Genomic DNA, 25,637 nt, shown 5'->3' with positions numbered 1-25,637 from the left:
AAAGAAACAATGGAAGCACTGACTTGTTTTAAGGCTTACGACATTCGTGGTGAGCTGGGCAAAGAGCTCAATGAAGATATCGCTTATCGTATTGGCCGTGCCTACGGTGAATTTATTAAACCGAAAACCATTGTTGTTGGCGGTGATGTTCGTTTGACCAGTGAGGCACTGAAATTAGCTTTGGCTAATGGATTGCGTGATGCTGGTACTGACGTGCTGGATATCGGCATGAGCGGCACTGAAGAAATCTACTTCGCCACCTTCCACTTGGGTATTGATGGCGGTATTGAAGTCACTGCCAGCCACAACCCAATGAATTACAACGGCATGAAGTTGGTACGTGAAGGCGCCCGCCCGATCAGCGGTGATACTGGACTACGCGATGTACAGCGTCTTGCAGAAGCCAATGAATTTGCCGCAGTTGATGAATCAAAACGAGGCAGCTACCAGCAGATTTCGGTGTTAGACGCCTATGTTGATCACCTAATGGGTTACATCGATTTGGCCAATTTCAAACAGCCGATGAAACTGGTGATAAACTCCGGAAACGGTGCTGCTGGGCATGTTATTGATGAAATTGAAAAACGATTCCAGCAAGCAAACGCTCCGGTAAGCTTTATCAAAGTTCACCATGAAGCTGACGGCAATTTCCCGAACGGCATCCCTAATCCTCTTTTGCCAGAATGCCGCAAAGACACTTCAGATGCAGTGCGTGAACACCACGCCGATATGGGTATCGCTTTTGACGGTGATTTTGACCGTTGTTTCTTGTTTGATGAGAATGCTGAATTTATTGAAGGCTATTATATCGTTGGCCTTTTGGCAGAAGCGTTCCTGAAGAAAGAGAAGGGCGCAAAAATTATCCACGACCCACGTCTTACATGGAACACCATTGATGTGGTGACTAAGGCTGGTGGAATCCCTGTCATGTCTAAAACCGGCCATGCATTTATTAAAGAACGTATGCGTGAGGAAGATGCGATCTACGGCGGGGAGATGAGTGCACATCATTACTTCCGTGATTTTGCTTACTGCGATAGTGGGATGATTCCGTGGTTGCTGGTGGCGGAGTTGCTGGCGGTGAAAGGGCAGACATTATCTCAGCAGGTTGAAGAGAGGATGAAAGCCTTTCCTTGTAGTGGAGAAATAAATAGAAAGTTAAAGAACCCATTGGATATCATAAATATAATTAAAGATTTTTATATGAATGATGCGGTTGAATTTAATGAAACAGATGGTGTTAGTGTCGATTTAAAATCATGGCGTTTCAACATAAGAACCTCAAATACAGAACCGCTTTTAAGACTCAATGTAGAGTCGAAGGATGACGAAGAGCTTTTGCATTCTAAGTTGAAACAAATTTTAAAACTAATGGATCACTAAATGTATAATTTTATAAAAAATACATACCAGTTTAGAGGGTTCATTCTAAGTAGCGTAAGAAGAGAATTTCAGTCTAAATATCGAACCAGTATCTTGGGTCCTGTATGGATTTTTGCTCAACCAATATCTCTAATTTTAGTTTATACAATTGTATTTTCGACCCTCATGAGAGGAAGGATTGCTGATAGCACGAGTCCAATTTCATATAGTATTTTTTTATGCTCAGGTATAATTTTTTGGAATTATTTTATGGAGATGATAAGTAAGAGCACTGTTGTGTACTTACAAAATGCAAATTCAATTAAAAAAATAAGCTTCCCTAAAATATGCTTAACAATTGTAATTGCGATTACAAGTTCAATAAATTTCAGTATTATAATGGGTGTGTTCATTATAGTGATGATAGTAACGGGATCATTACATCCATTAAGCATTCTATATGTAATACCCTTGTCACTCTTAATGTTATGTTTCGCTTTGAGTCTAGGAATGATACTAGGGCTTATTAACGTTTTTTTTAGAGATGTCGGTAACTTTATAAACGTGTTCATGCAGTTTTGGTTTTGGCTAACACCGATTGTTTATCCTCTAACTATTCTACCTCAGTGGGCGAAAGATATCGTTCTAATGAATCCGTTAACAGGAATTGTTATTTCATCTCAAAGTGTTTTTGTTAAAGGATACATGAATGACTTTTCTATATTGCTTCCCGCAGTTATAGCTTCAGTAGTCCTATCATTGATTGGTATAGTTCTATTCAAAAAAAGATTTAATGAGATGGTTGATGAGCTATGAGTATTCGATTAGAAGTAAAAAATACAGGTAAGGCATACAAAGTCTATAGAAGTAAAATTAGTAAGCTACTGACTGTACTTTTTGGATCTAAGAATAGTAAAAACTTTTTTTTAAAGTGGATAGTAAGAAATATTAATTTTACCATTAAACATGGTGAAGCAGTTGGCATAATTGGTATAAATGGAGCAGGGAAAAGCACTCTCCTTAAAATAATAACCGGCACGATTAAACCAACAGAGGGTAGTATTGTAAGAAACGGAAGAATTGTAGCTCTACTTGAATTAGGGCTTGGTTTTCATCCAGAATTTACCGGTAGACAAAATGTATATATGTCAGGGCAGCTTTTAGGATTATCAGTTAACGAAATTGATAAGCTCTTTGATGAAATAGTTAACTTTTCAGAGATTGGAGATTATATTAATCAGCCAGTCAGAGTATATTCTAGTGGGATGCAGGTTAGGTTGGCATTTAGTGTGGCCACAGCTGTAAGGCCTGATTTATTAATTATAGATGAAGCATTATCAGTTGGAGATGCCTATTTTCAACATAAAAGTTTTGAGCGAATAAAAAAGTTCAAACAATTAGGGACTTCATTGCTACTGGTTTCACATGATAAACAGGCAATACAAAGCATATGCGATAGAGCTATTTTAATTTCGGCAGGCAACATGGAACTCGATGGTGAGCCTGAAGAGGTTCTAAATTATTATAACGCAATGTTATCAGACAGAGGAATTGATGTTGGTCATTTAAAAAAGAGAATAAATGATAATAAAAAGCAAACGACATCCGGTGATGGTAAAGTTAGTCTAATAAATATTTCAATTATTAATTTGGACGGAAATGTCATTGAGCTTGTTAAAGTTGGAGAAAGAGTTAAGCTCATCATTGAAATTAAAGTTAATGAAGATTTGAATGACTTGGTTTTAGGTTATCTTATTAAAGATAAGTATGGTAGAGAGATTTTTGGGACAAATTCCTATTTTTTAAAACAGCAACAATGTGATTTGAAATGTGATGAAGTGAAGGTGTTTGAATTTACATTTGATGCCAACGTTGGTGAAGGGAATTATTCTGTATCTGTTGCAGCACACCGTGGGCATACTCATGTAGCTGGTAACTATCTTTGGAAAGATGTTGCGATAGTGTTTAATGTTATTAATACGAATAAGTCCAGTTTTATTGGGAGTTCTTGGATTGAGCCGATTTTGGAGATAAAAAACAAATGAGTGATTTTTACAGGAAGTTTGAAGACAAATATCGTGGCTCAGCAGAACTAATTTCAAAACGACTTGATTATTACAACCAATTTATCCAAGAAGTTTTGAAAATTAACCCAAATGCTAGAGCTTTAGATATAGGGTGCGGAAGAGGGGAGTGGTTAAGAAAGCTAAGTGAGAATAATGTAAAGAATTTGGTTGGTATTGATCTGAATAAGAATATGCTAACAGCATGCGCTGATATAAATGCGGAAATAATATGCGGTGATGCATTGGTATATATAAGTGAGTTAGATTGTGAATCACAAGATGTTATATCTGCATTTCATTTTATTGAGCATATTCCGTTCAGTGAGCTTGAAGAATTTATAAGAAATTGTTTTAAATGTCTAAAACCTGGTGGTATTCTGATTTTAGAAACACCAAATGCACAAAACCTTGTAGTAGGCACAAACAACTTCTATCTTGATCCAACACATAACAAGCCGTTACCTTCACTGTTACTTGATTTTATGATTGAATATAATGGCTTTGATGTTCATAATATTCATTATCTTCAAGAAAAGATAATGAGGGGTGACAGTATTAGCCTTATTAATGTTATTGATGGCAGTAGTAAGGATTATGCTGTTATAGCTAGGAAAACAGCTCAATCATTTGGGGATGAGCTAAATGATTTGATTATGCGAAAAAAAGGGATAAATACAATTGAAGCAGCAAGAATTTATGATCAAAAAATGGAGGTTGAAAGGAGGATTTTATTAAATGAAATTGAAGAAATTAAAAAATACCAGAGAGAAGACAAAGTTAACTATCAAGAGTTAATAAAAAAAATAAATTCTGAAAAACACGCTGCTTTAATTAAACTTTCGGAAATTGAAAAAAGCAAATCTTGGAAGTTGATATCGTCCTACAGAAAAATTTATACTATTATGAAAAATAATAGTTTAAAGACTGCGATGAAAAAAACACTTTCTTATTGTATCCACTCCTCGCGTTCAAGAGCTATTTATGGCAGGTTTTATAGGCTCAATCCTAAATTTGCAACAAAACTTAAAAATCTAGTCTTAAGAGTGCTACTTGCGGTTGCCATAAGTGGCGAGAAGAAAAATAAAAATGAGAAGCATACTAATATTTTCAACGGATTGAGTTATTTTGATGCTATCTCAAAAATCAACAATTTAGATAATAATAATTCATCTTATAAAAAATACCTCACTGAGATTTATAATTCACCTGCACTCGAATCACTAATCGAAAATAAATATTCAACCGTGATGTATTGGATTACTGAATTTAATAATTCAAAACGCAATGGTAAAGAGTCAATATTGAATATGCTGCCGCATAATAATATAGACCATAATATTGGTTTTGCGTTATACATGAGCTTACTTGGGCGCATGCCAAGTTCAATCCAAGAAATTGATTACCCCATTAATCATCTTGCCAGAGTTATTCTTGAAAGTCAGGAATATAAAACATTTTCTGGTGAAAATTTGAATGCGTGGTTAAAAAAATGATTTATGTAAATATTACGAGTTCTGTAGCCACAAAACGTAAAACTGGCATTCAGCGCGTTGTGGTTAACCTTGGTGAACAACTGCGGACCGATGAATTTTGTTTTATTGCATGGGATTACGATAAAAATTATTTCAAAAAAATTGTAAACTTTGAAAGTTTGTCCGAAGCTATTTATGAAGGTAAAGCAACGACAGAAAAAATAAATTTTGAAGATATGAAAGTTGGCGATTATTTCTTTGATGTTGATGCATCGTGGAGTGATGGTATAGATCGGAATACCTTATATCCCAAACTGAAAGAAAAATTGATCAAAATAATAAATCTACATTATGATAGCGTCCCTATCGTTAACTCCTCATGGTCGCATGTAAATACAGTATTAAGATATAGTGACTACTTTTATGCTAAGATTGCTTATAGTGATTTTATATTCTCAATATCAAAATTCGTACATGATGAAATTTCGACCTTATCAAAAAAATTCATCGGAGTTGCAAAGGAAGGTTCAGTAATACCTTTAGGTCCATTACCAAATTTAAATGTTCCTAATGGGAGCGATACTGTTGTTAGGGATGAGTTGAGAGGTAAGAGGTTTTTTCTTTCAGTAGGAACTCTTGAACCTAGAAAAAATTATGACTACCTGATTAAATGTTTTGAATTGTGCAATTTACATGATGTTGCATTAGTAATAATAGGTAAGGAAGGCTGGAATGTTGAAGGTCTTGCAAGCTATTTGAAGTCTGAAAAGTCAAAGGAAAAGAATATATTTTGGTTTGACGATGTGGATGATGATGAGCTCGCTTACTTTTATTCTAAATGCTTAGCTTACATTACAACATCCCATTACGAAGGTTATGGGCTGCCCGCAATAGAAGCATTGAGTTTTGGGATTCCAAGCATAGTTTCAGATGGCGGGGCTCTTCCAGAAGTCGTAGGCAATTCCGCAGAAGTATTTAAATTAGATGATGAACGCCAGTTAATATCAATTATGGTTAATGTGGCTAGCGATGAAAATTATGTTATTGAACTGACTAATAAAGCAAAATCTCTTACAATCCCTTCATGGAATTCAGTAGGCGAACAAGTAAAAAGAAGTATTGATGACTTAATTCATGGAGATAAAAAATATAATTTTGAAGACCCAATCACCCAAATTGTTTATATAACTATTGACTCTGCCAACCTTTCAAAGAGTCTGGAATCTGTTCGTGATAAGATGAGTTTTATCACAAGTGTTGTTGTTCTAACCAAATCAGAACTTAAATCTGAAATGGAGAAACTAGTCGCAGACTTTGGATTTGAAAACACCGTGTTTTGTGATGAGGATTTACTGGAAAAGTCAGAAGTGGATATTTCTGATCATCAGTCAAGAAATACTTTGTTAAGAAAGAGACTTTATGCTCAGAATAAAATTGCGCAAAACTTCATCGCGGCTGATGATGATTATTTGGCTATTAGATCTATAGAATCAACTTACTTTAAATGTAAAGATAAGCACAATGCTTACTATTTCACAGAAGATCTCAATTCATGGTCTGGTGCCTATCCAGAAAAAACAAGTTTTGATAAAGGGTTGATCAAGACAGCTCGCTTCCTTTCTTCGCTGGGATATCCAGCAAGAGGTTACTCATCTCATATGCCACAAGTTATAAATAAAAAATTAGTGAATGATATTTATAACAGGTTTTTAGCAGATGAAAGGAATTGGGGTATGGATGAATGGAGCATATATTTTAATATTGCATATTTCACGTATCCTCATAAATTCGAGCTTAAAACATATGAAGCATTTGGTTGGCCGGGTAATTCATCAGATTGGGTTGTAAATAAGATTGCTGAAAAGTTTACATTCCAGAATTACTATCCAAATCCTCAAAACGGTTGCAGTGAAGTTTTAAATTCTAATTCAGAAGTTTTACAAGGTTACAGAGAGGAAGTTACAAAAGCTCACCAAGTTGAGCTTTTTGATAAACCTATCGTGATTTTGATAAATAAAAATCAGGCAAGCTTTAACTCAAATGAATTTAGCGTATTAAAAGCCCAGCAAAACATGAGGCGAATCCTAATTCAATGTGATAAATTAGTTAATACAATAAATTTAGAGCTTAAAAATGACACTGAAACAATTACTGCTTCGCATACGCTAAAGGATTCTATTTGGATTCCTTTTTATCCACCTGATGCGTCAGGCAAGTATATTTTAAAAGTATTAATTGAGGTTGATGGCAATTCGATTGTTGCTGAAACCAAAGTTACAATTGTTGATTAATAATGGAGTTAAAATGAAAGCTATTGTTACAGGCATAACTGGTCAAGATGGAGCGTATTTAGCTGAGTTACTGCTTAGCAAAGGTTATGAAGTTTATGGTACTTATCGCAGAACAAGCTCAGTAAATTTTTGGCGGATTGAAGAGTTAGGAATTAAAGACAATTCGAAATTGCATTTGGTTGAATATGATTTAACCGATTTGTCTGCTAGCATTCGCTTATTAGAGCAGAGTGGGGCGACTGAAGTATACAACCTCGCAGCACAGAGTTTTGTTGGTGTTTCTTTTGAACAGCCAATTACAACTGCAGAAATCACAGGTATTGGACCAGTTAACTTATTAGAAGCAATTCGTATTGTTAACCCTAAAGTGAAATTCTATCAAGCTTCAACTTCTGAAATGTTCGGAAAAGTTCAGGCTATTCCACAGAAAGAAGATACGCCTTTCTATCCCCGCAGTCCTTATGGCGTAGCAAAACTTTATGCACACTGGATGACCATTAACTATCGTGAAAGCTACAATATTTTTGCGTCCAGCGGCATTTTGTTTAACCACGAATCACCGCTACGTGGTCAAGAGTTTGTCACGCGTAAAATTACTGACTCAGTGGCAAAAATTAAGCTCGGTAAGTTGGACGTTCTTGAGTTGGGTAACATGGATGCCAAACGTGACTGGGGCTTTGCCAAAGAGTACGTTGAGGGCATGTGGCTGATGTTGCAAGCCGATGAGCCAGATACCTTTGTCCTTGCAACCAACCGTACTGAAACGGTGCGCGACTTTGTATCCATGGCATTTAAAGCTGCTGGAATTGAACTCCGCTTTGAAGGTAAAGAGGACCAGGAAGTGGCCATTGACGTTGCAACAAATAAAGTTGTTGTGAAGGTCAATCCAAAATTCTACCGCCCTGCTGAAGTTGAATTACTGATTGGTAACCCACAACGCGCGAAGGATATCCTTGGCTGGGAACCTAAAACCACGCTGGAAGAACTTTGTGCAATGATGGTGGAAGAAGATCTCCGTCGTAACAAACAAGGATTTTCTTTCTAATATGACTAATGGCAAAAAAGCACTGATCACAGGTATCAAGGGCTTTACGGGCCATTATATGGCAGCGGAATTATCCGCTGCCGGATATGAAGTTTATGGCTTTGGCTCATCCCCTGCTCTTAATGAACTGAGGTATACCCAAGTTGATCTGATGGATTCCAAACAGGTGAAGAGCGCTGTCGAGGCCATCAATCCCAACGTTGTGGTTCATCTCGCGGCTATCGCTTTTGTTGGTCATGCAAATCCAAACGCGTTTTATGACGTAAACTTGTTAGGCACTCGCAACTTACTGACTGCGTTGGCGGACCTCACCAATAAGCCTGAGGCTGTGCTTATCGCGAGTAGTGCTAATGTCTACGGTAATAATACGCCCGGTAAGCTGAGTGAAACGATTGCTGCAAATCCTGCAAATGATTATGCAGTCAGTAAATTAGCTATGGAATACATGGCTAATTTATTCAGTGACAAGTTGCCCATCATTATTACCAGGCCCTTTAATTATACGGGTATCGGCCAAGCTGAAAACTTCTTAATTCCAAAAATCGTCAATCATTTCCGTGCCCGCCAAGAAATAATTGAGTTGGGAAATATTGATGTATGGCGTGATTTTTCCGACGTTCGCTTTTTGGTAAAAAGTTATGCCGCACTAATATCGTCTTCGTCATTCGGCCACACCGTAAATGTTGCCTCAGGTGAAATGCATTCACTGCGTGAAGTAATTAAAATATGTGAAGAGCTGACCGAGCATTCTATACATATTGAAGTTAATCCGCAATTTGTCCGTCCTAATGAAATTAAAGAACTTTGTGGGGATGTTACATTGTTAAATAATTTAACAGGTAATAAACTCCAGAAAGTACCACTACGAGAAACCCTGAAATGGATGTTGGAAGAAAAAAATTAAATGTTGTCTTTTCAACAGACTGCATTAAATATCCGCTTACAGGGATTGGACGTTATGCGTTTGAACTTGCACAACAACTACAGCAACGTGAAGAGCAGATTGCGTTAACTTTTCTCCACGGGACAAAAGTACGAGATTCACTGGCTATTGCCAGTGAATCTGCGCAAACGGTCCAATCAATAAAACGAAAACTCCAAAAAAGCAAAACCGTAAGCGAAATTTATCGGCTCACTTTCCCGATAATGAAATCTTTTGCGTTGAGAAACTTCAAAGATCATATTTTTCACAGTCCAAATTATTATTTACCACCTCAGGTTAAACATAGCATTGCAACATTTCATGATCTATCCGTGTTTCACTGGCCACAGTTTCATCCCGCTGGACGAGTGCATCTGATGCAGAAAGAGTTGCACAATACCGTTAAGCGCGCTTCGATGTTGATCACCGACTCAAACTACACCAAAGAAGAGTTGATGACGTTCTTTGGATTAGATGAACGGAAAATTGCGGTTGCTCCTTTAGCCTGTAATCAACAGTTTCACCAGCGGACTGAAGAGCAGGTGAAATCGGTATTAAATGAGTACGGCTTAAGATGGCGAGGTTTTTTTCTTTATACCGGCACTATTGAGCCCAGGAAAAATATCCTTACCCTGTTACGAGCCTATGATCGCTTACCCCTGATCGAGAAGAAAAACTTTCCATTAGTTATCAGCGGTTACAAAGGCTGGGAAAATGAAGAGCTCTTTAAGCTATTTCATAAAGGTGAAAGTGAAGGGTGGTTAAGGTATCTGGGATTTGTACCCGGTAAGAATTTGCCTGCATTATTTAGCGCTGCAAACAGCTTTGTTTTCCCATCAATCTATGAAGGATTTGGATTGCCTGTACTTGAGGCAATGACATCCGGAACGCCGGTTATTTGTTCTAATGCGACATCTTTACCTGAAGTCGTCGGAGATGCTGCTTTGCAACATGAACCGGAAGATGTCGAAACGCTTACCAGCTATCTAAAAATGATAGTGGAAGATGACTCAAAACGACAGTTGATGATTAATTCAGGCCTGGTTCAGGCTCAGCAATTCTCATGGTCACTTTGCGCTGATAAAACAATAGAAGCTTATCAGCAGGTCGCTAAATCGCTATGATAAAAGTTCTTCACTGCTATAAAACATACTATCCTGATACTTTCGGTGGCATTGAGCAAGTTATCTATCAACTCGCAGAAGGCGGGGTGAAAGAAGGTATTCAATCAACGGTTTTTACTCACAGCCCAGCTTTTGATGACGCAGTCACCAATCTGGACCATCACTCAATTTTTCGAGTGAAAACGCAATGTGAGTTCGCATCCACACCGTTTTCACTGTCTGCAATCGCGAAATTCAAAAAACTAGCAAGCCAAGCCGACATTATTCACTATCACTTCCCGTATCCTTTTATGGATATTATGCATTTCGCAGCAGGCATAAAAAAGCCATCGGTCGTTAGCTATCATTCAGATATTGTAAAACAAAAATCTTTATTAAAAATTTATACACCGCTAATGAATTGCTTTCTTAACAGTGTTGACAGCATTGTGGCTGCATCACCTAATTATGTAAGAAGCAGTCCTGTTCTTCAGCAGTATAAAGATAAAGTTAAAGTCATCCCATATGGGCTTAACAAGGATTTTTATAAAAATAATGATTCTGCTGTTTTAGAAAAATGGCAGGCGCGGTTTGGAAAAGGGTTCTTTTTGTTCATAGGAACCTTCCGCTACTATAAGGGATTGCACATCCTGATTGAAGCAGCGCAGCAGAGTGATTATCCAATTGTAGTGGTAGGTGCAGGTCCGATTGAAGCAGAGCTTAAAGAACAAGCAGTGAAATTAGGGGTTACTAATATTCATTTTCTTGGTGCGCTTGAAGACACCGATAAATCTGCTTTGTTGCAACTTAGTACCTGCTTGGTATTTCCATCGCATTTGCGTTCTGAAGCCTTTGGTATATCACTATTGGAAGGCGCACTTTATTCTAAGCCGCTTATTTCAAGTGAGATTGGGACCGGGACAACCTATATCAATATTGACCGTGTCACCGGCTTAGTGGTGCCACCCTCTGATCCACAAGCGCTGCGAGGGGCAATGGATGAGATTTGGAATAATCCACGTCAAGCCATGAGCATGGGGCAGGCTGCACAAGAGCGTTTTGAAACACTCTTTACAGCAGATAAAATGATTGAAAGTTACACAGATTTATATAAATCCCTGTTAAATATGTGATTTTTTTTCAGATAATTTCAATCCATTATCGCACCAATCATTACCTATCATCGGCTATCCTGAGTTAACATATTGGTCACTTATGGGATGGTGTTACTGGTAACACCACGTGAGACCTCAGACAGGAGTATGTAATGTCCAAGCAACAGATCGGCGTTGTAGGTATGGCAGTCATGGGCCGTAACCTGGCTCTTAACATTGAGAGCCGCGGTTACACAGTGTCTATCTTCAACCGTTCTCGCGAAAAGACTGATGAAGTCATCGCTGAAAACCAAGGCAAGAAGCTCGCTCCTTATTACACCGTTGAAGAATTCGTTGAATCTTTAGAGAAACCACGCCGTATCCTGCTTATGGTTCAGGCGGGTGAAGCTACCGATAAAACTATCGCGTCTCTGACCCCACACTTGGACAAAGGCGATATTCTTATCGATGGTGGCAACACCTTCTATAAAGATACCATCCGCCGTAATAAAGAACTTTCTGACCAAGGCTTCAACTTCATTGGTACCGGCGTTTCTGGCGGTGAAGAGGGTGCACTGAAAGGCCCATCTATCATGCCTGGCGGTCAGAAAGAAGCTTACGAACTGGTTGCACCAATTCTAGATAAGATCGCAGCGCGTGCTGAAGATGGTGAAGCTTGTGTTGCTTACATCGGTCCAAACGGTGCTGGTCACTACGTGAAGATGGTACATAACGGCATCGAATACGGCGACATGCAGCTGATTGCAGAAGCTTACGCGTTGCTGAAAGGTGCGCTGGGTCTGAACAACGAAGAGCTGGCTAAAACCTTCACTGACTGGAACAACGGTGAGCTGAGCAGCTATCTGATCGACATCACCAAAGATATCTTCACCAAGAAGGATGAAGAGGGTAAATACCTGGTTGATGTGATTTTGGATGAAGCAGCGAACAAAGGTACAGGTAAATGGACCAGCCAGAGTTCACTGGATCTCGGCGAGCCACTGTCACTGATCACTGAATCTGTCTTCGCGCGTTACCTTTCATCTCTGAAATCTCAACGTATTGCTGCTTCTAAAGTATTGAGCGGTCCACAAGCTAAAGCCTTCACAGGTGATAAAGCTGAGTTCGTTGAGAAAGTACGTCGTGCTCTGTATCTGGGTAAAATTGTTTCTTATGCACAGGGCTTCTCACAGCTGCGTGCTGCTTCTGAAGAAAACAATTGGGACCTTCACTATGGTGAGATTGCCAAGATCTTCCGCGCTGGCTGCATCATTCGTGCGCAATTCCTACAGAAGATCACTGATGCTTATGCAACGAATGCTGATATCGCTAACCTGTTGTTGGATCCATACTTCAAAAACATAGCAGATGAATATCAGCAGGCGCTGCGTGATGTTGTTTCTTATGCTATCCAGAACGGTATCCCGACACCGACCTTCTCAGCTGCAATTGCGTATTACGATAGCTACCGCTCAGAAGTTCTGCCTGCGAACCTGATTCAGGCTCAGCGTGATTACTTTGGTGCGCATACTTATAAGCGTATCGATAAAGAAGGTGTGTTCCACACTGAATGGCTGGACTAGTGACCAGAAAAGTGACAGTTTACAATATCTAGATTGTTTCTCCGTCGAATAGAAGCAAAACGTTCTTCTGAGGACGAGGCTGACACCTTTTAATATTGTTTATATAGTCCAAATCGACCTGTTTATCAGGTCGATTTTATCTCAATTTGTTTTACCGCTATATCTAAATGACATCATTTATGTTAATATGCGCCTGTACACGTATTCAAAACTAACTGTTTTTCCTTCAAATAAAGCCATTTCCCTTGCCATATCCACCTATATATTCCTTTTAAAAATCGTGAATATCCCTCCTTTATGCATTGACCGGAGTTAACGTCGCACTCTGATACCCCTAACTACATCAGCTCGGCATCATAAAAAAGCCAGGTCGTGGATAATTGAAAAAACATGAAGGTTTCGGGCTCAACTCCGTCCAGACATAACCTGCTGAGCTATATTGAATTTTTCTCTTGTAGCGAGAGCTGTTCTAAACCGATTTATTCCCGATACTACCTAACCACAATGTATTTGGTTTGGTTGCTATCCGGTCTTTAACATCGATCGTACACATTTAAGTCATCGCAGATAACTTTACACCTGTAAGAAAATACCCTTGCCAGTCAGGCGGCTATGAGGAGATTTTATATTGAATTTTAATTGAATTTTTCTGCACATATACTACAGATTTTTTCATAACTTCCAAATAAATAGACGCTCCACTGCGTTGCTCTCCTCATATTTAATATTCTTTTTGATGCCAAGCATCCTAGAGTCAATCTCTGCGACTATACCAAGCATAAATCTTGGATATTACGCGTGTGTGGTTTATCCACCCATTTAAATATGACTCAATCCTACTTCTACATTATGAATTCAAATCCTTTCACTGCGCACCCCCCCCCACGGCCAAACGCCTTTCCTGTCCCGGCTACAGGTAGCTAACGCTGACTGAGACAAACCAATCTTTCATTTATGTTTATCATGTGGTTAAGGAAAAATATGGCTGTTATTAATATTAATTTAATGAAGCCTAGAGTTGGCTATATTTCTTTAGTTCATGAAATAAACTCAACCAAAGTGCATGGGATATGGATAGTAAGTTTGGAGTGTGAATAACCACAGGAGATGCGGCATATTATAAGCCTGATTGATATCTTGGTAAGTTGCCCCTCTTTCCGGCATCTTTATCAAAATAATTCATATGTAAATCCATTTTAATAAGGTTAATTTTTTCATTTGTCTCATAGAAAAATGGAAGCAGCCTTCATGTGCCATAAAACTGTGCGAATGAACGCATTAATTGAGTTCTGCAACATTGCTAATTTCGAGAAGTGAATCGCTTATTTTGGATGAGTCTGTGTGGTGATTTAAATAATGTAATCTACTACCACTATTTAAGCACTCATTGGTTTATTTAGGTTAGGGCTTTATCTAACCACCAACCTTAATTTTACGTGTGTTATTATTTTTTGTTTAAATAAGTTTTTCACATTCCTCCATTTTATTATCACTTGCAATAACTTCTAATTTTCCGTGCTCAAGAATAAATTGCTTTTAATAATTTCATTGATTTGTTACTCATATGGCTTTGGAACGTTTGAATAGGAAAGTTTCTGATCTTTGATATGAAAGTCCAGTTTTAATTACCTCAACTACAGAATGGCTTGTGATTTCTTTTTTTTATCAAATCATCGAGGTTATTGGGCATGGAGTTTTTTTCGGTTGCAATTAAAAACTTTTCTCTTGATTTATGTTGATATACCATTATTTGATATGCTCTGTCAATAACCATTCCCACTGAAAGAGATTGGTTGGGGATAAAATAGCTTTGACCATGATGCGAAAAAGGTATCTCTATAATTTCATTTGATAAAAAGCCATCAATAAAAAGACAATTTGCCATAATTACTCTCCTATGCGATGACTAATTATGACAGAGATACATTTCAAATTGATTTCGGTTGGGTACTATGTGGTAAGTTAATGTAACATGTGCAGTTCGTTTAAGTATTATTTAATTTTCTGGCAGGTTAGGTTTTTATATTCAGAATGAATTAAATCATACAATCCTCTGTTTTAATTGATATTTAATGAATGCTCTCACTGAATTCACTATTTAATCTGCTCAGGTCCAATCTAGTTATAACTATGTATTTTTTAACAGAAATTTAAATCATGCTTTTGGCTTGCGACATAAATTCTATTAAACCACCAACAACTCCCCCTCTCTTCCCGCATTCTCCCCTGCCAGCCTCACCACCAGCATCCCCGCCGTCGCAAACTTCATCAAATTCCTCGCATAAAGCACGCCACCAAACTCAGCAAACAGCGGCGTCACTTGGTCTGTAATCGGGTCAACAATCTCAGCCACCACTTCACCGGGCTTAATCCACTCACCCAACTTGCGGCGGTTTAACAGCAGCCCAGAGTGCGGCGCATGAATATACTCGCAGCCTGCTAACGGCGTGGCTGGGTTAATCAGGGCAGGGGATTCACCCAACTCACCCGCAATATAGCCACCTTCTATCAGCGCATTGATAATCGCATCGGCATCTTTTTCTGCCTGTTCAGGCTCAACATCTGCCACGCCACGCAACTCTAGCGTTACAGGCAGCAATCCACGCGGCATGGGGTACTTATCACCAAACCGCTCTGCCAGTGTTAACCACGGCTCGCAGCAGGCTTCATCAAACGGTTCTCCACCGGAGATTTGCGCCAGCAGTTGTACTTCACTGCCTAGCCAGCGCGCCAGCGGTTCGATGTCCTGCCAGGCATGCGGAGTGGTGTAGAGGTGTGGCAATGCATCCCAGTCGCAGTGCAGATCGATCATGAGATCCGCCTGGCTGGCCATGCGCATCAGGGTAAAGCGCTGTGAATCCAGTTCGGTCTTGGCAATACGGTCGCGATAATGACGGTCAATCGCTTCGCGAATCAGGCACTTGTTTTCGTACTCGCTTTGCGTCAGTGAATCGGCAAGTTCGGCGGCCAGGGTTTCACCCAATGCCGGGAAGCGACGGTTGAAATCCTGCCCCGATAAAGTATGGAAGCGTCCCAGATGGCTGCCGTGCCAGTGCTGTCCCATCGCTAAAGGGTTGGCGACCGGCACCAGAGTGATCTTTGATTTAAGCTGCCCGGCTGCTTCGAGTGCCAGCAGTTTGTGTTTCAGATACCACGCTACCGCCATACCTGGCAGTTCATCACCGTGTAAGGCGGCCTGAATATAGACGCGCTGCTGGGAATCGGTACCGAAGTGGAAGCTAACGATCTCGCGCTGTGTTCCGAGGGAAGCACTCAACAGAGGATGATGTTGCTGTTGCATGAGGTTGTCGATGTCCTGTCTCTACGGCACCTAAAGATTCGTGCCTAAAATTTATTGATTGGAATTATAGTGCTGCTGCGAAAATGAGCGGAATAAAAGCAGTGAATTATGTGTACTGAACAATGGAATCCAGCGGCTGGGCGGCCTGCAGGCCGCCCCTACCAAATACCATACGTTACTGCTGAATGGAGATATCAGTCGCGAAGTACTTCTTCTGAATCTTGTCGAAAGTGCCGTTCTTTTTGATTTCAGCAAAGGCGTTATCAAGGGCAGTTTTCAGCTCTTCATCGCCTTTACGCAAACCAATGGCGGTGCCTGGGCCGATGATCGGGTCTTGTACAATCGGACCTGCCAGTTCGAAGTCTTTGCCCTGTGGCTGCTTCAGGAAACCATTAGCGGCCTGGGCGGCATCAGTGAACACCACATCAAGACGACCAGAAATTAAGTCACTCTCAACCTGTGCCTGATCGCCATAAGGAACCACTTGTACACCGTGTGGCTGCCATTTTGCCAGCGCATAGCGTTCCTGTACGGTTCCCTGCTCAACACCCACGGTTTTACCCTTCAGGGATTCAGCGGTCGGCAGCAGACCAGAGCCTTTGCGCGCGATCAGTTGGGTGTGCGTATCGTAAAGCGGCACGGTGAAGTCAATCTGCTTCAGGCGCTCTTCGGTGATGCCCATATCCGAGAGGATAGCGTCGAACTTGCGTGCTTTCAGTGCCGGGATCATGCCGTCAAACTGGCTCTCGACCCAGACGCATTTGGCTTTCATCTGCTCGCACAGCGCGTTGCCAAGGTCGATATCAAAGCCAACCAGCTTGCCCTGTGGGGTTTTGGATTCAAAAGGAGGATAGGTTGGGTCAACGGCGAAACGAACCTGATCAATCTTTGCCTGAGCGCCAAACGCACAACCTGCCAGCACAGCCAGAGCCAGCGTCTGACGCAGGCGGGCGGTAAAACGAGAACTTGCCATAATAACGGTCTTCTTTTTTCGTGATGTGGAATCACGCAGAGTACCGTTCACCGTCTGTCATGGCAATTAGCAGATTATTTTCAGAACGTTACCATTATGCAGCTTGCGGTAATCCGCTACATCAAGCAGCACGGATTTCTCCAACAGGCCAGCATTAAAGGCAATTTCGTCGTAGCGTTCGAACAGCATGGGATCAACCACCAACTGCAAATCCGGATGGAAACTGAAGGGCGGAATGGCACCGAACACACAGCCGGTTAAGGCATCCACTTCTGCGGGAGAAGCCAACGAAGCGCGACGGCCACCTACCGCTTCAGCGACTTTGCTCAGGTCTGCTTGTTGATCGGCGGGTAAGATCGCCAGTACGTGCTGTTTGATGCCGTTGCCTTTCACATGGCACACCAGCGCTTTGGCACCTTGTCCCACTTCCGTGCCACGGATAGCGGCCACAGCTTCACACTTCCCGGTCGCTTCATGTTCCATGAGTCGGTAACGGGCGTTGTGCTGATCGAGCAGGGCGAGCAGTTTTTCATGGGTGGTCATGGGACTCTCCGTGTTGAATAAGATTGGTGAGCAGTACCTGCATCATATGTGTCTGGCGAGGCAACAAACCCAGCTTCAATCCTAGCGGCTTAAAAGCGCGATTCAATGTCGTCAACGTTATGCTCTCTTTGTCCTGTTCGACATCGGATAAAGTGCGGCGGCTGATCCCCGCTAAGCTGGCATAGCGATCCTGTGAAAATCCCAGCACCTTTTTACGAAGCTGCATTAAGAGTTGACCATGGGTTAACTTCTCCTCAATGAACTGTTGTAGAAGGTCCAATAACATGGCTTCTCGTTCAAAAGGCGTCATCGTTTTCTTCATAACTGCCACCCAGCAATGCGTTCATCCAGATAATTAAAGCCAATACCGGGCATTTCCAGAATAGATTGCGGTACGCCGCGATCGGCAAGTCGTCCTTTCAATCCAGTAAGTTTATTGGCTAACTCACCTAAGCTTTGCAATAGGGTTGCTTCAGGAATGAGATCGTCCAGTTGATGTGCAATCAACTGCCAATTGTAGTGACCACCTTCTTCATAAGGTGAGCCCCACTGAGTGGTGCGAACCACGCCCTCAGGATCGGCTTTCATAGGGGCAAAGTCATAAACCGGTGCAAGCCACATGCCTGCCGGTTTCTTAAGAATGGCACTGTTACGCCCATGATTGTCTGAATTACCAAATGCAATATTGAGCATATCGCGTTTAACCCATTCACTGACCAACTTTTCTCGATGTTCTCCAGTCAGCGCTAATCGATCTACCACGCAGCGAATGACCTCAAAATGATTGAGATAACTCCCCGGCGCTTTTTTCATCAGCGAATAGATGGATTCCAGTCCGTACATCACTTTTCTATTTTCAACAAACGCGATATCGAACCGTGGAAGCCAAAGAGAAGGGTATCTTTCACCTTCGCACAACAGCATTGCTTGGGTATCAATCGTGTCGATGCCCATGGCCTGTAACTCATGGTAGAAATGATATTCCGCGCGCAGGATGTCACAGTCGATTGGGCTGCGTGCGCCACGCGGATATTTGACAAGATACGGGTTATCTTGGTTTTGTTGATCGTCTTGCCAGGTATCAATCCATACTTCGCTATCCGTATTACGCCTTAAAAGTAGTTTTGGCGCTTCCCCACCTGCACCTGTTGCACCGCCGCTGGCGGCGCCCATTTGTTGTGCATATTCAAGAAAATCACTGTCTCTCTCAATCGCCCATTCGGCAGGGAAACGTCGAGTTTTGAGTTGGCTATTTTCTGGCAATTGGGGAAGGGAATCTTTAATACGCAAATTTCCAACAGGTGCAATAGTTCCGGCTTTTAACAGTGCGTAATCTTGCTCAGCCGAAGATTTTCCCTGTAACCCAAGATGTTGAATCCAGTAGCGTCTGCTTGCGCCTGCGGGGACAATATCATCAAGGAAGCTGAACCATGGCTGCGCAAAATGGCTGCCAATCAGCATGACGGGGTAGTTCAGGCTGCAGCTTGCGATATCATTTCGGTCGAGTTGTTCGGCTGCATAATTGAAGTCATAGGCAAGCAATGTGGCGCTTTCACGCCCCTTCGACGGCTCTTTAACATCAAGCTCGGCAGCGTCGTGCCATTGTCCATCAAGGTAAAGCTGTACGGTAAGCATGCTGAACCTCCATTGAGCAGTATGTTGCTCAATTTTAGCTAGCTTTATCTTTTTTGAGAAGCATGCTGCTCAAAATCGCCATAAAAAGCCAATTCTGAGCAGCATAGTGCACAATCCGTTACTTATGACGTGCACGCAGGTTGTTGATGATGGTGCTCAAATCCAGATCCTGATCCTGCAACAGCACCATCAGGTGATACAGCAAATCAGAGGCTTCATTGGTCAGTTCGTGGCGATCGTTCACCGTGGCGGCCAATGCAGTTTCCACGCCTTCTTCACCTACTTTCTGCGCGATGCGCTTGGTGCCGCTGGCGTACAGTTTTGCGGTGTAAGAGCTTTCCGGGTCGGCACTCTTACGTGAAGCCAGCAGTTGCTCCAGTTGATACAGGAATGCCCAATCGGGTGCGGCAGGTGAGAAGCAGCTTGAGGTACCCAAGTGACAGGTTGGTCCAATCGGGTTCGCCAGCACCAGCAGCGTGTCGTTATCGCAATCCGGTGTGATGCTCGCCACCTGCAAGAAGTGACCAGAAGTTTCACCTTTGGTCCACAAGCGGTTTTTGGTGCGAGAGAAGAAGGTGACGTTGCCTTCCGCCAGCGTCTTTTGCAGCGCTTCCTCATTCATATAACCGTGCATCAGCACTTCGCCAGAGACGTTGTGCTGGACGATAACAGGCATCATGCCCGCGGTTTTGGCCCAATCCAGTTTGGCCAGTTGTTCTGCAGTTAACACGCGCGAATCTCCACACCGTTGTCGATCAGGAAGTTTTTCAACTCGCCGATATTGATAATTTGTTTGTGAAATACGGAAGCGGCCAGTGCGCCATCCACATTCGCCTGCTCGAAGGCTTCAAGGAAGTGTGGCATGGTGCCCGCGCCGCCAGAGGCGATCAGTGGCACTTTACACACGTCACGCACTTTCTTCAGTTGCACCAGGTCATAGCCGTTGCGCACGCCATCCTGGTTCATCATATTCAGTACGATTTCGCCCGCGCCCAGCTTCTGCACTTCCTGCACCCAATCGAGGGTTTCCCAGGTGGTAACACGGGTACGTGATTCGTCACCGGTGTACTGGTTAACGTGATACTTACCGGTGGCTTCATCGAACCAGGTATCAATGCCTACCACGATGCACTGCACGCCAAAGCGATCGGCCAGACGGGTAATCAGCATTGGGTCCGCAAGCGCAGGGGAGTTGATGGAGATCTTGTCCGCACCAAACTGCAGAATACGTGCCGCGTCTTCCGGGGTTTTAATGCCACCGGCCACGCAGAAAGGAATATCGATCACTTCTGCCACGCGTGACACCCAGCTTTTATCGACGACACGGCCATCGGAAGAGGCGGTGATATCATAGAACACCAACTCGTCAGCGCCTTCCTGCGCGTAACGCTGCGCCAGTGGCACGATATCGCCGATGATTTCGTGGTTGCGGAATTGAACGCCTTTCACCACTTGCCCGTCACGCACATCGAGACAAGGAATTATCCGTTTTGCCAGCATGCAATCGCCTCCGCCACTGTGAATTTATCTTCTAACAACGCACGACCGACAATCACGCCCTGTGCGCCGCTGCCGCGCAAGGCAGCGATATCATCCAGCGAGCCGATGCCGCCAGAGGACTGGAAAGCGATATCCGGGAACGCGGCAGACACTTCTTTATACAGCTCGACGTTGGAGCCGCTCAGGGTGCCGTCACGTGAGATATCGGTGCACAGCACGTGCTTCAGGCCGACAGGTTGATACCAGCCAATCACTTCTTCCAGCGTCACACCGGCCGCTTCCTGCCAGCCGCTGATCGCCACTTCTTTGCGATTACTGGCGTCGATACGCACATCCAGTGCCAGCACGATGGCATCGGCACCAAACTCGTTAAACCAGCTTTTCACTTCTTCGGGCTGCTTCACGGCGGTGGATCCAACCACCACACGCGTGGCGCCGGCTGCCAACAGGGCGGCAACGTCGTCACGATTACGGATACCGCCGCCCACCTGCACTGGCACGTTGACACCGCGCAGCAGGGTGGTGAGCAGAGGGATCTGGCGCTTAGCCGGATCTTTCGCGCCGGTTAAATCCACCAGATGCAGCACTTCCGCGCCCTGGCGTTCGTAATCCTGTAGACGCGGCAATGGATCGCTGCCGTAGTCGCGCTGTTGGCCGTAGTCGCCCTGATGCAGACGCACCACTTTGCCGTCGATTAAATCTAATGCGGGGATAATCATCACATCTCCAGGAAGTTTTTCAGCAACTGCGCGCCTGCTTTGCCAGAACGCTCCGGGTGGAACTGCACACCGTAGAAGTTATCTTTCTGCAACGCAGCGGTGAACGGATGGCCGTAATCGCACTGCGCGATGGTGGCGGCATTCACTGGCATGGCGTAGCTGTGCACAAAATAGAAATAGCTGCCGTCTGGAATATCACGGAACAGGTGATTGCCCGCTTGTGAAGTGATCTGGTTCCAACCCATATGCGGCAGCGGCAAATCTTGCGTATCCATCAACGAGACCGGCTCATCCACGATGCCCAGCGTGGCCACGCCGCCATTCTCATCGCTACCGCGTCCCAGCAACTGCATACCGAGGCAAATCCCCAGCACCGGTTGGGTACAGGCTTTAATCAGGTCGATTAAGTCACGTTCTTTCAACTGATCCATGGCGGCCTGCGCAGTACCCACGCCCGGCAACAGCAGTTTGTCGGCACGCAGTACCACATCCGGATCGCGGCTCACCACGGGCGAATAGCCAAGGCGCTCAATCGCCCACTTAACCGAAGAGAGGTTGGCGCAGCCGGTATCGAGAATCACCACGTTCATCACAGCACTCCTTTCGAACTCGGCAGGGTGTTGCCATCGACGCGAATCGCCTGACGCAGCGTGCGACCAAAGGCTTTGAACAGGCTTTCCACGCGATGGTGATCGTTCTTGCCTTTGGTTTTCAGGTGCAGGGTGCTCATCATGGCGTAGGAGAGGGAGCTAAAGAAGTGCTCAACCATCTCGGTGCTGAGATCGCCAACGCGCTGATAGCTGAACTCGGCTTTGAATTCGATGTGCGGACGGCCAGAGATATCCAGCGCGCAGCGTGCCAGGCACTCGTCCATCGGCAGTACGAAGCCGAAACGGCCGATGCCGCGTTTGTCGCCCAGCGCTTTCAGCAGGGCTTCACCCAGCGCCAGACCGGTATCTTCCACGGTGTGGTGATCATCGATATACAGGTCGCCTTTCACATCGATGTTCATGCGGAAGCCGCCGTGTACCGCAATCTGATCCAGCATGTGATCAAAGAAGCCAACGCCGGTGTTGATCTTGCTGCCGCCTTCACGGTCCAGCCACACTTCGACTCTAATCTGCGTCTCTTTAGTATTGCGTTGCACCAGCGCATAGCGGTCACGCTTGGTCAGCTGCGTTTGAATCGCATCCCAGTCAATGCCTTCCGCGCCATAACGCAGGCCCTGGATGCCCATATTCTCTGCCAGCTGAATATCGGTAAGACGATCGCCGATCACATAGCTGTTGGCGGTATCCAGTGCGCCTTGTGCCAGCCAGGCTTCCACCATTTTGGTTTTCGGCTTGCGGCAATCGCAGTGATCTTCTGGCTTGTGTGGGCAGATCAGGATGTCACTGAAGTTCACGCCCTGCGAGGTCAGAATTTGCATCATCAGGTTGTGTGGGCCATCAAAATCCGCCTGCGGGAAGCTGTCGGTGCCCAGACCGTCCTGGTTGGTAATCATCACCAACTGATAGCCTGCATTTTGCAGTGCCAGCAGCGCAGGAATGGCGTTCTTTTCAAACGCCAACTTCTCCATGCGATCTACCTGATAATCCGTTGGCGGTTCAGAGATGATGGTGCCATCGCGGTCGATAAAAAGGGTCTTCTGACTCATGCTTGCTCCACTGATAAGGCTTGCAGCGCGGCGATCAGGCGCTCGCACTCTTTACGGGTGCCGATGGAGATGCGCAGGCATCCCGCAAGGCCGGGGTTTTTGTTTTGGTCGCGCAGAATAATGCCTTGATCCCACAGCGTTTTAAACACTTTTGGCGAATCGGTGAAGCGCGCCAGAATGTAGTTGGTTTCGCTCGGGAACACCTGCTGCACCATGCTCAACTGTGATAACTGCTCAAACAGCCATGCACGGTTAGCGTTAAGCTCCGCCACGTGCTGACGCATCAACGCGATGCCTTGCTCGCTCAGTGCCTGTCCCGCCACATCGGCAACCGGGGTGGCCAGCGGATAAGGAGCGATCACTTTCATCAGCAGATCGATAACCGGCTTGTTCGCCAGGGTGAAGCCACAACGCAGACCCGCCAGCGCAAAGGCTTTCGACAGTGTGCGCAGAATAACCAAGTGTGGATACTCTGTTAACCATCCCGCCAGTGTCGCTTCCGGGCAGAACTCGATATAGGCTTCATCGGCGACCAGCAATGCTTTACCGGCGGTCATGTCGAGTAATTTGCGGATGTCGTCAGGATTGATCAGGTTACCGGTCGGGTTGTTCGGGCTGCACATGTAGACCACTTTCACGCCGTCCAGTTGCTCGGCAATGGCAGGCAGATTCAGTTGCCAGTTATCCAGCGCAGCGACGGTGCGGTACTCAATGCCGATGGTTTCGGCGCTGACGCTGTACATGCCATATGTCGGCGGGCAGAACAGAATCGCATCTTTTCCCGGCTCGCAGAAAGCGCGCATCAGCAGTTCAATGCCTTCATCGGCTCCACGGCAGGTCAACACTTGTTCTGGTGACAAACCGGCATAGGCGGCGTAGCGCTCAATCACAATTTTAGGCTGACACTCTGGATAGCGGTTCAACGTTTGCTGAGACAGCTCAAACGGCACCGGCAGCGGGAATTCGTTGGCGTTCAGCCACACATCACCGTTACCCCCTAAACGACGCGCAGAGAGATAAGGCGTCAATGCACGCACGTTGGCGCGGGCTAAATCTTCAATGCTCATGCTTGCTCCTTCAGCGCGGCAACCCGCAGGGTAACGGCGTTTTTGTGGGCTTCTAACTGCTCAGCGGCAGCTAAGGTTTCAATGGTGGCGGCCAGGTTGAGGAAGCCTTGCGGCGTCAACTCTTGCACCGTCATACGTTTCTGGAAATCCGCTAACCCCAGGCTGGAGCAGGTGGATGTATAACCGTAAGTTGGCAAGACGTGGTTGGTGCCGGAAGCGTAATCGCCCGCAGATTCCGGTGACCAGTCGCCGAGGAACACAGAACCGGCACTGGTGATCGCATCCACCAGATCACGCGGTTGACGCGTTTGAATGATCAGGTGCTCTGGACCATACAGATTAGAAATTTCCACGCACTGTGCCAGATCGCGCAGCACAATCAGACGGCTGCTTTCCAGCGCCTGTCGTGCGGTTGCGGCGCGTGGCAATTGTGCCAGCTGCTCTTCAACCGCCAGCGCGACGCCCTCGGCTAGTTTGAGCGAAGGTGTCAGTAAGATCACCTGCGAATCAGGGCCGTGTTCCGCTTGCGATAACAGGTCAGAGGCGACAAACGCCGGGGTTGCACCTTCATCAGCGATTACCAGCACTTCAGACGGGCCGGCGGGCATATCAATCGCCGCGCCATCCAGACGTTGGCTGACCTGACGTTTGGCTTCCGTGACGTAGGCATTGCCCGGACCAAAGATCTTGTCCACTTTTGGCACGGTTTCGGTGCCAAAAGCCAGAGAGGCAATCGCTTGCGCACCGCCTACCTGAAACACTTCCTGCACGCCGCACAACTGCGCCGCATACAAAATCTCATCGGCAATCGGCGGCGGTGAACAGAGCACCACACGACCACAACCGGCAATACGTGCTGGCGTGGCCAGCATTAATACGGTTGAGAACAGCGGGGCAGAGCCGCCTGGAATATACAAGCCAACGGATTTCACCGGGCGGGTGATCTGCTGGCAGCGTACGCCTGGCTGCGTCTCAATATCCACTGCGGGCAAAATCTGCGCATTGTGGAAGGTTTCGATGTTAGCTACCGCAACCGCCATCGCCTGCTTCAGCGTATCGCTCAGGCGATCGCTAGCGGCTTGCATCTCTTCAGGTGTTACGCGCAGGTTTTCCACCTGCGCTTTGTCGAAGCGCGCGCTGAACTCGCGCAGCGCGTCATCGCCTTGTTCTTTTACTTTCGCCAGCACATCGCGCACGATTTCACTGATGCTCGCCGACGCAGATATCGCCGGGCGCATCAGCAGCGCTTGCTGCTGCTGTTCATCACACTGTTGCCAGTCAATCGGGGTCATGATTGTGCTCAT

At 44.7% G+C, this 25,637-nt stretch carries 23 protein-coding genes; 10 read left to right on the top strand and 13 right to left on the bottom strand.

Annotated elements, in window-relative coordinates; genetic code table 11:
• The first annotated feature begins 9 nt into the window (after nt 1–9).
• From cpsG to gnd, 10 genes are all read left to right on the top strand, one after another.
• Entirely contained in the window at nt 10–1,383 is a 1,374-nt protein-coding gene (gene cpsG / locus QMZ30_RS03125) for a phosphomannomutase CpsG (RefSeq protein ID WP_283226374.1), read from the top strand.
• Nucleotides 1,384–2,178, top strand: coding sequence for an ABC transporter permease (locus QMZ30_RS03120; RefSeq protein WP_283226373.1), 795 nt, complete (start codon nt 1,384–1,386; stop codon nt 2,176–2,178). It abuts the gene before it with no gap.
• Entirely contained in the window at nt 2,175–3,407 is a 1,233-nt protein-coding gene (locus tag QMZ30_RS03115; RefSeq protein WP_283226372.1) for an ABC transporter ATP-binding protein, read from the top strand. The genes QMZ30_RS03120 and QMZ30_RS03115 overlap by 4 nt, the downstream gene beginning before the upstream one ends.
• Nucleotides 3,404–4,921, top strand: a complete 1,518-nt coding sequence (locus QMZ30_RS03110) for a class I SAM-dependent methyltransferase (RefSeq protein ID WP_283226371.1) — start codon at nt 3,404–3,406, stop codon at nt 4,919–4,921. The genes QMZ30_RS03115 and QMZ30_RS03110 overlap by 4 nt, the downstream gene beginning before the upstream one ends.
• Complete coding sequence (locus QMZ30_RS03105; RefSeq protein WP_283226370.1) at nt 4,918–7,191, top strand: glycosyltransferase; 2,274 nt, start codon at nt 4,918–4,920, stop codon at nt 7,189–7,191. Before QMZ30_RS03110 ends, QMZ30_RS03105 begins: the two co-directional genes overlap by 4 nt.
• A gap of 13 nt (nt 7,192–7,204) precedes the next feature.
• On the top strand, nt 7,205–8,236 hold the full coding sequence (gene gmd / locus QMZ30_RS03100; protein ID WP_283226369.1) for a GDP-mannose 4,6-dehydratase: 1,032 nt from the start codon (nt 7,205–7,207) through the stop codon (nt 8,234–8,236).
• A 1-nt stretch (nt 8,237) separates the two neighbouring features.
• Nucleotides 8,238–9,140: a GDP-mannose 4,6-dehydratase gene (locus QMZ30_RS03095; RefSeq protein WP_283226368.1), complete on the top strand. Its 903-nt coding sequence runs from the start codon at nt 8,238–8,240 to the stop codon at nt 9,138–9,140.
• Nucleotides 9,116–10,282 carry a glycosyltransferase family 4 protein gene (locus QMZ30_RS03090; RefSeq protein WP_283226367.1) on the top strand — a complete coding sequence of 389 codons (1,167 nt, stop codon included), beginning with the start codon at nt 9,116–9,118 and terminating at the stop codon, nt 10,280–10,282. Before QMZ30_RS03095 ends, QMZ30_RS03090 begins: the two co-directional genes overlap by 25 nt.
• The gene (locus QMZ30_RS03085) at nt 10,279–11,394 is read left to right on the top strand and encodes a glycosyltransferase family 4 protein (protein ID WP_283226366.1); all 1,116 of its coding nucleotides are present in this window, start codon (nt 10,279–10,281) and stop codon (nt 11,392–11,394) included. Before QMZ30_RS03090 ends, QMZ30_RS03085 begins: the two co-directional genes overlap by 4 nt.
• A 134-nt stretch (nt 11,395–11,528) precedes the next feature.
• A complete protein-coding gene (gene gnd / locus QMZ30_RS03080) occupies nt 11,529–12,938 on the top strand; it encodes an NADP-dependent phosphogluconate dehydrogenase (protein WP_283226365.1) in 1,410 nt (469 codons plus the stop codon).
• A gap of 1,630 nt (nt 12,939–14,568) precedes the next feature.
• Here gnd and QMZ30_RS03075 read toward each other — a convergent pair.
• The 13 genes from QMZ30_RS03075 to hisD form a co-directional block, all read right to left on the bottom strand.
• The gene (locus tag QMZ30_RS03075; protein WP_283226364.1) at nt 14,569–14,823 is read right to left on the bottom strand and encodes a hypothetical protein; all 255 of its coding nucleotides are present in this window, start codon (nt 14,821–14,823) and stop codon (nt 14,569–14,571) included.
• 300 nt (nt 14,824–15,123) lie between these two features.
• Nucleotides 15,124–16,239 carry a succinylglutamate desuccinylase/aspartoacylase family protein gene (locus QMZ30_RS03070; RefSeq protein ID WP_283226363.1) on the bottom strand — a complete coding sequence of 372 codons (1,116 nt, stop codon included), beginning with the start codon at nt 16,237–16,239 and terminating at the stop codon, nt 15,124–15,126.
• Nucleotides 16,240–16,414: 175 nt separating this feature from the next.
• The gene (locus QMZ30_RS03065) at nt 16,415–17,212 is read right to left on the bottom strand and encodes an ABC transporter substrate-binding protein (protein WP_039327836.1); all 798 of its coding nucleotides are present in this window, start codon (nt 17,210–17,212) and stop codon (nt 16,415–16,417) included.
• 66 nt (nt 17,213–17,278) lie between these two features.
• A complete protein-coding gene (locus QMZ30_RS03060) occupies nt 17,279–17,755 on the bottom strand; it encodes a YbaK/prolyl-tRNA synthetase associated domain-containing protein (protein WP_283226362.1) in 477 nt (158 codons plus the stop codon).
• Nucleotides 17,742–18,077 carry a helix-turn-helix domain-containing protein gene (locus QMZ30_RS03055; protein ID WP_283226361.1) on the bottom strand — a complete coding sequence of 112 codons (336 nt, stop codon included), beginning with the start codon at nt 18,075–18,077 and terminating at the stop codon, nt 17,742–17,744. Before QMZ30_RS03055 ends, QMZ30_RS03060 begins: the two co-directional genes overlap by 14 nt.
• Nucleotides 18,074–19,390: a type II toxin-antitoxin system HipA family toxin gene (locus QMZ30_RS03050; RefSeq protein WP_283226360.1), complete on the bottom strand. Its 1,317-nt coding sequence runs from the start codon at nt 19,388–19,390 to the stop codon at nt 18,074–18,076. The genes QMZ30_RS03055 and QMZ30_RS03050 overlap by 4 nt, the downstream gene beginning before the upstream one ends.
• A gap of 118 nt (nt 19,391–19,508) precedes the next feature.
• Nucleotides 19,509–20,120 carry a bifunctional phosphoribosyl-AMP cyclohydrolase/phosphoribosyl-ATP diphosphatase HisIE gene (gene hisIE / locus QMZ30_RS03045; RefSeq protein WP_039327843.1) on the bottom strand — a complete coding sequence of 204 codons (612 nt, stop codon included), beginning with the start codon at nt 20,118–20,120 and terminating at the stop codon, nt 19,509–19,511.
• Nucleotides 20,114–20,890, bottom strand: coding sequence for an imidazole glycerol phosphate synthase subunit HisF (gene hisF / locus QMZ30_RS03040; RefSeq protein ID WP_283226359.1), 777 nt, complete (start codon nt 20,888–20,890; stop codon nt 20,114–20,116). The genes hisIE and hisF overlap by 7 nt, the downstream gene beginning before the upstream one ends.
• Nucleotides 20,872–21,609, bottom strand: a complete 738-nt coding sequence (gene hisA / locus QMZ30_RS03035; protein WP_039327847.1) for a 1-(5-phosphoribosyl)-5-[(5-phosphoribosylamino)methylideneamino]imidazole-4-carboxamide isomerase — start codon at nt 21,607–21,609, stop codon at nt 20,872–20,874. The genes hisF and hisA overlap by 19 nt, the downstream gene beginning before the upstream one ends.
• A complete protein-coding gene (hisH, locus tag QMZ30_RS03030; RefSeq protein WP_283226358.1) occupies nt 21,609–22,199 on the bottom strand; it encodes an imidazole glycerol phosphate synthase subunit HisH in 591 nt (196 codons plus the stop codon). The genes hisA and hisH overlap by 1 nt, the downstream gene beginning before the upstream one ends.
• On the bottom strand, nt 22,199–23,266 hold the full coding sequence (hisB, locus tag QMZ30_RS03025; RefSeq protein ID WP_283226357.1) for a bifunctional histidinol-phosphatase/imidazoleglycerol-phosphate dehydratase HisB: 1,068 nt from the start codon (nt 23,264–23,266) through the stop codon (nt 22,199–22,201). The genes hisH and hisB overlap by 1 nt, the downstream gene beginning before the upstream one ends.
• Nucleotides 23,263–24,333, bottom strand: coding sequence for a histidinol-phosphate transaminase (gene hisC / locus QMZ30_RS03020; protein WP_283226356.1), 1,071 nt, complete (start codon nt 24,331–24,333; stop codon nt 23,263–23,265). The genes hisB and hisC overlap by 4 nt, the downstream gene beginning before the upstream one ends.
• Complete coding sequence (gene hisD / locus QMZ30_RS03015) at nt 24,330–25,637, bottom strand: histidinol dehydrogenase (RefSeq protein ID WP_283226355.1); 1,308 nt, start codon at nt 25,635–25,637, stop codon at nt 24,330–24,332. The genes hisC and hisD overlap by 4 nt, the downstream gene beginning before the upstream one ends.

The organism is Pantoea sp. EA-12, assembly GCF_030053355.1.
GTDB classification, from domain to species: Bacteria; Pseudomonadota; Gammaproteobacteria; order Enterobacterales; family Enterobacteriaceae; genus Pantoea; species Pantoea vagans_C.
This window is presented reverse-complemented; position numbering and strand designations above follow the sequence as displayed.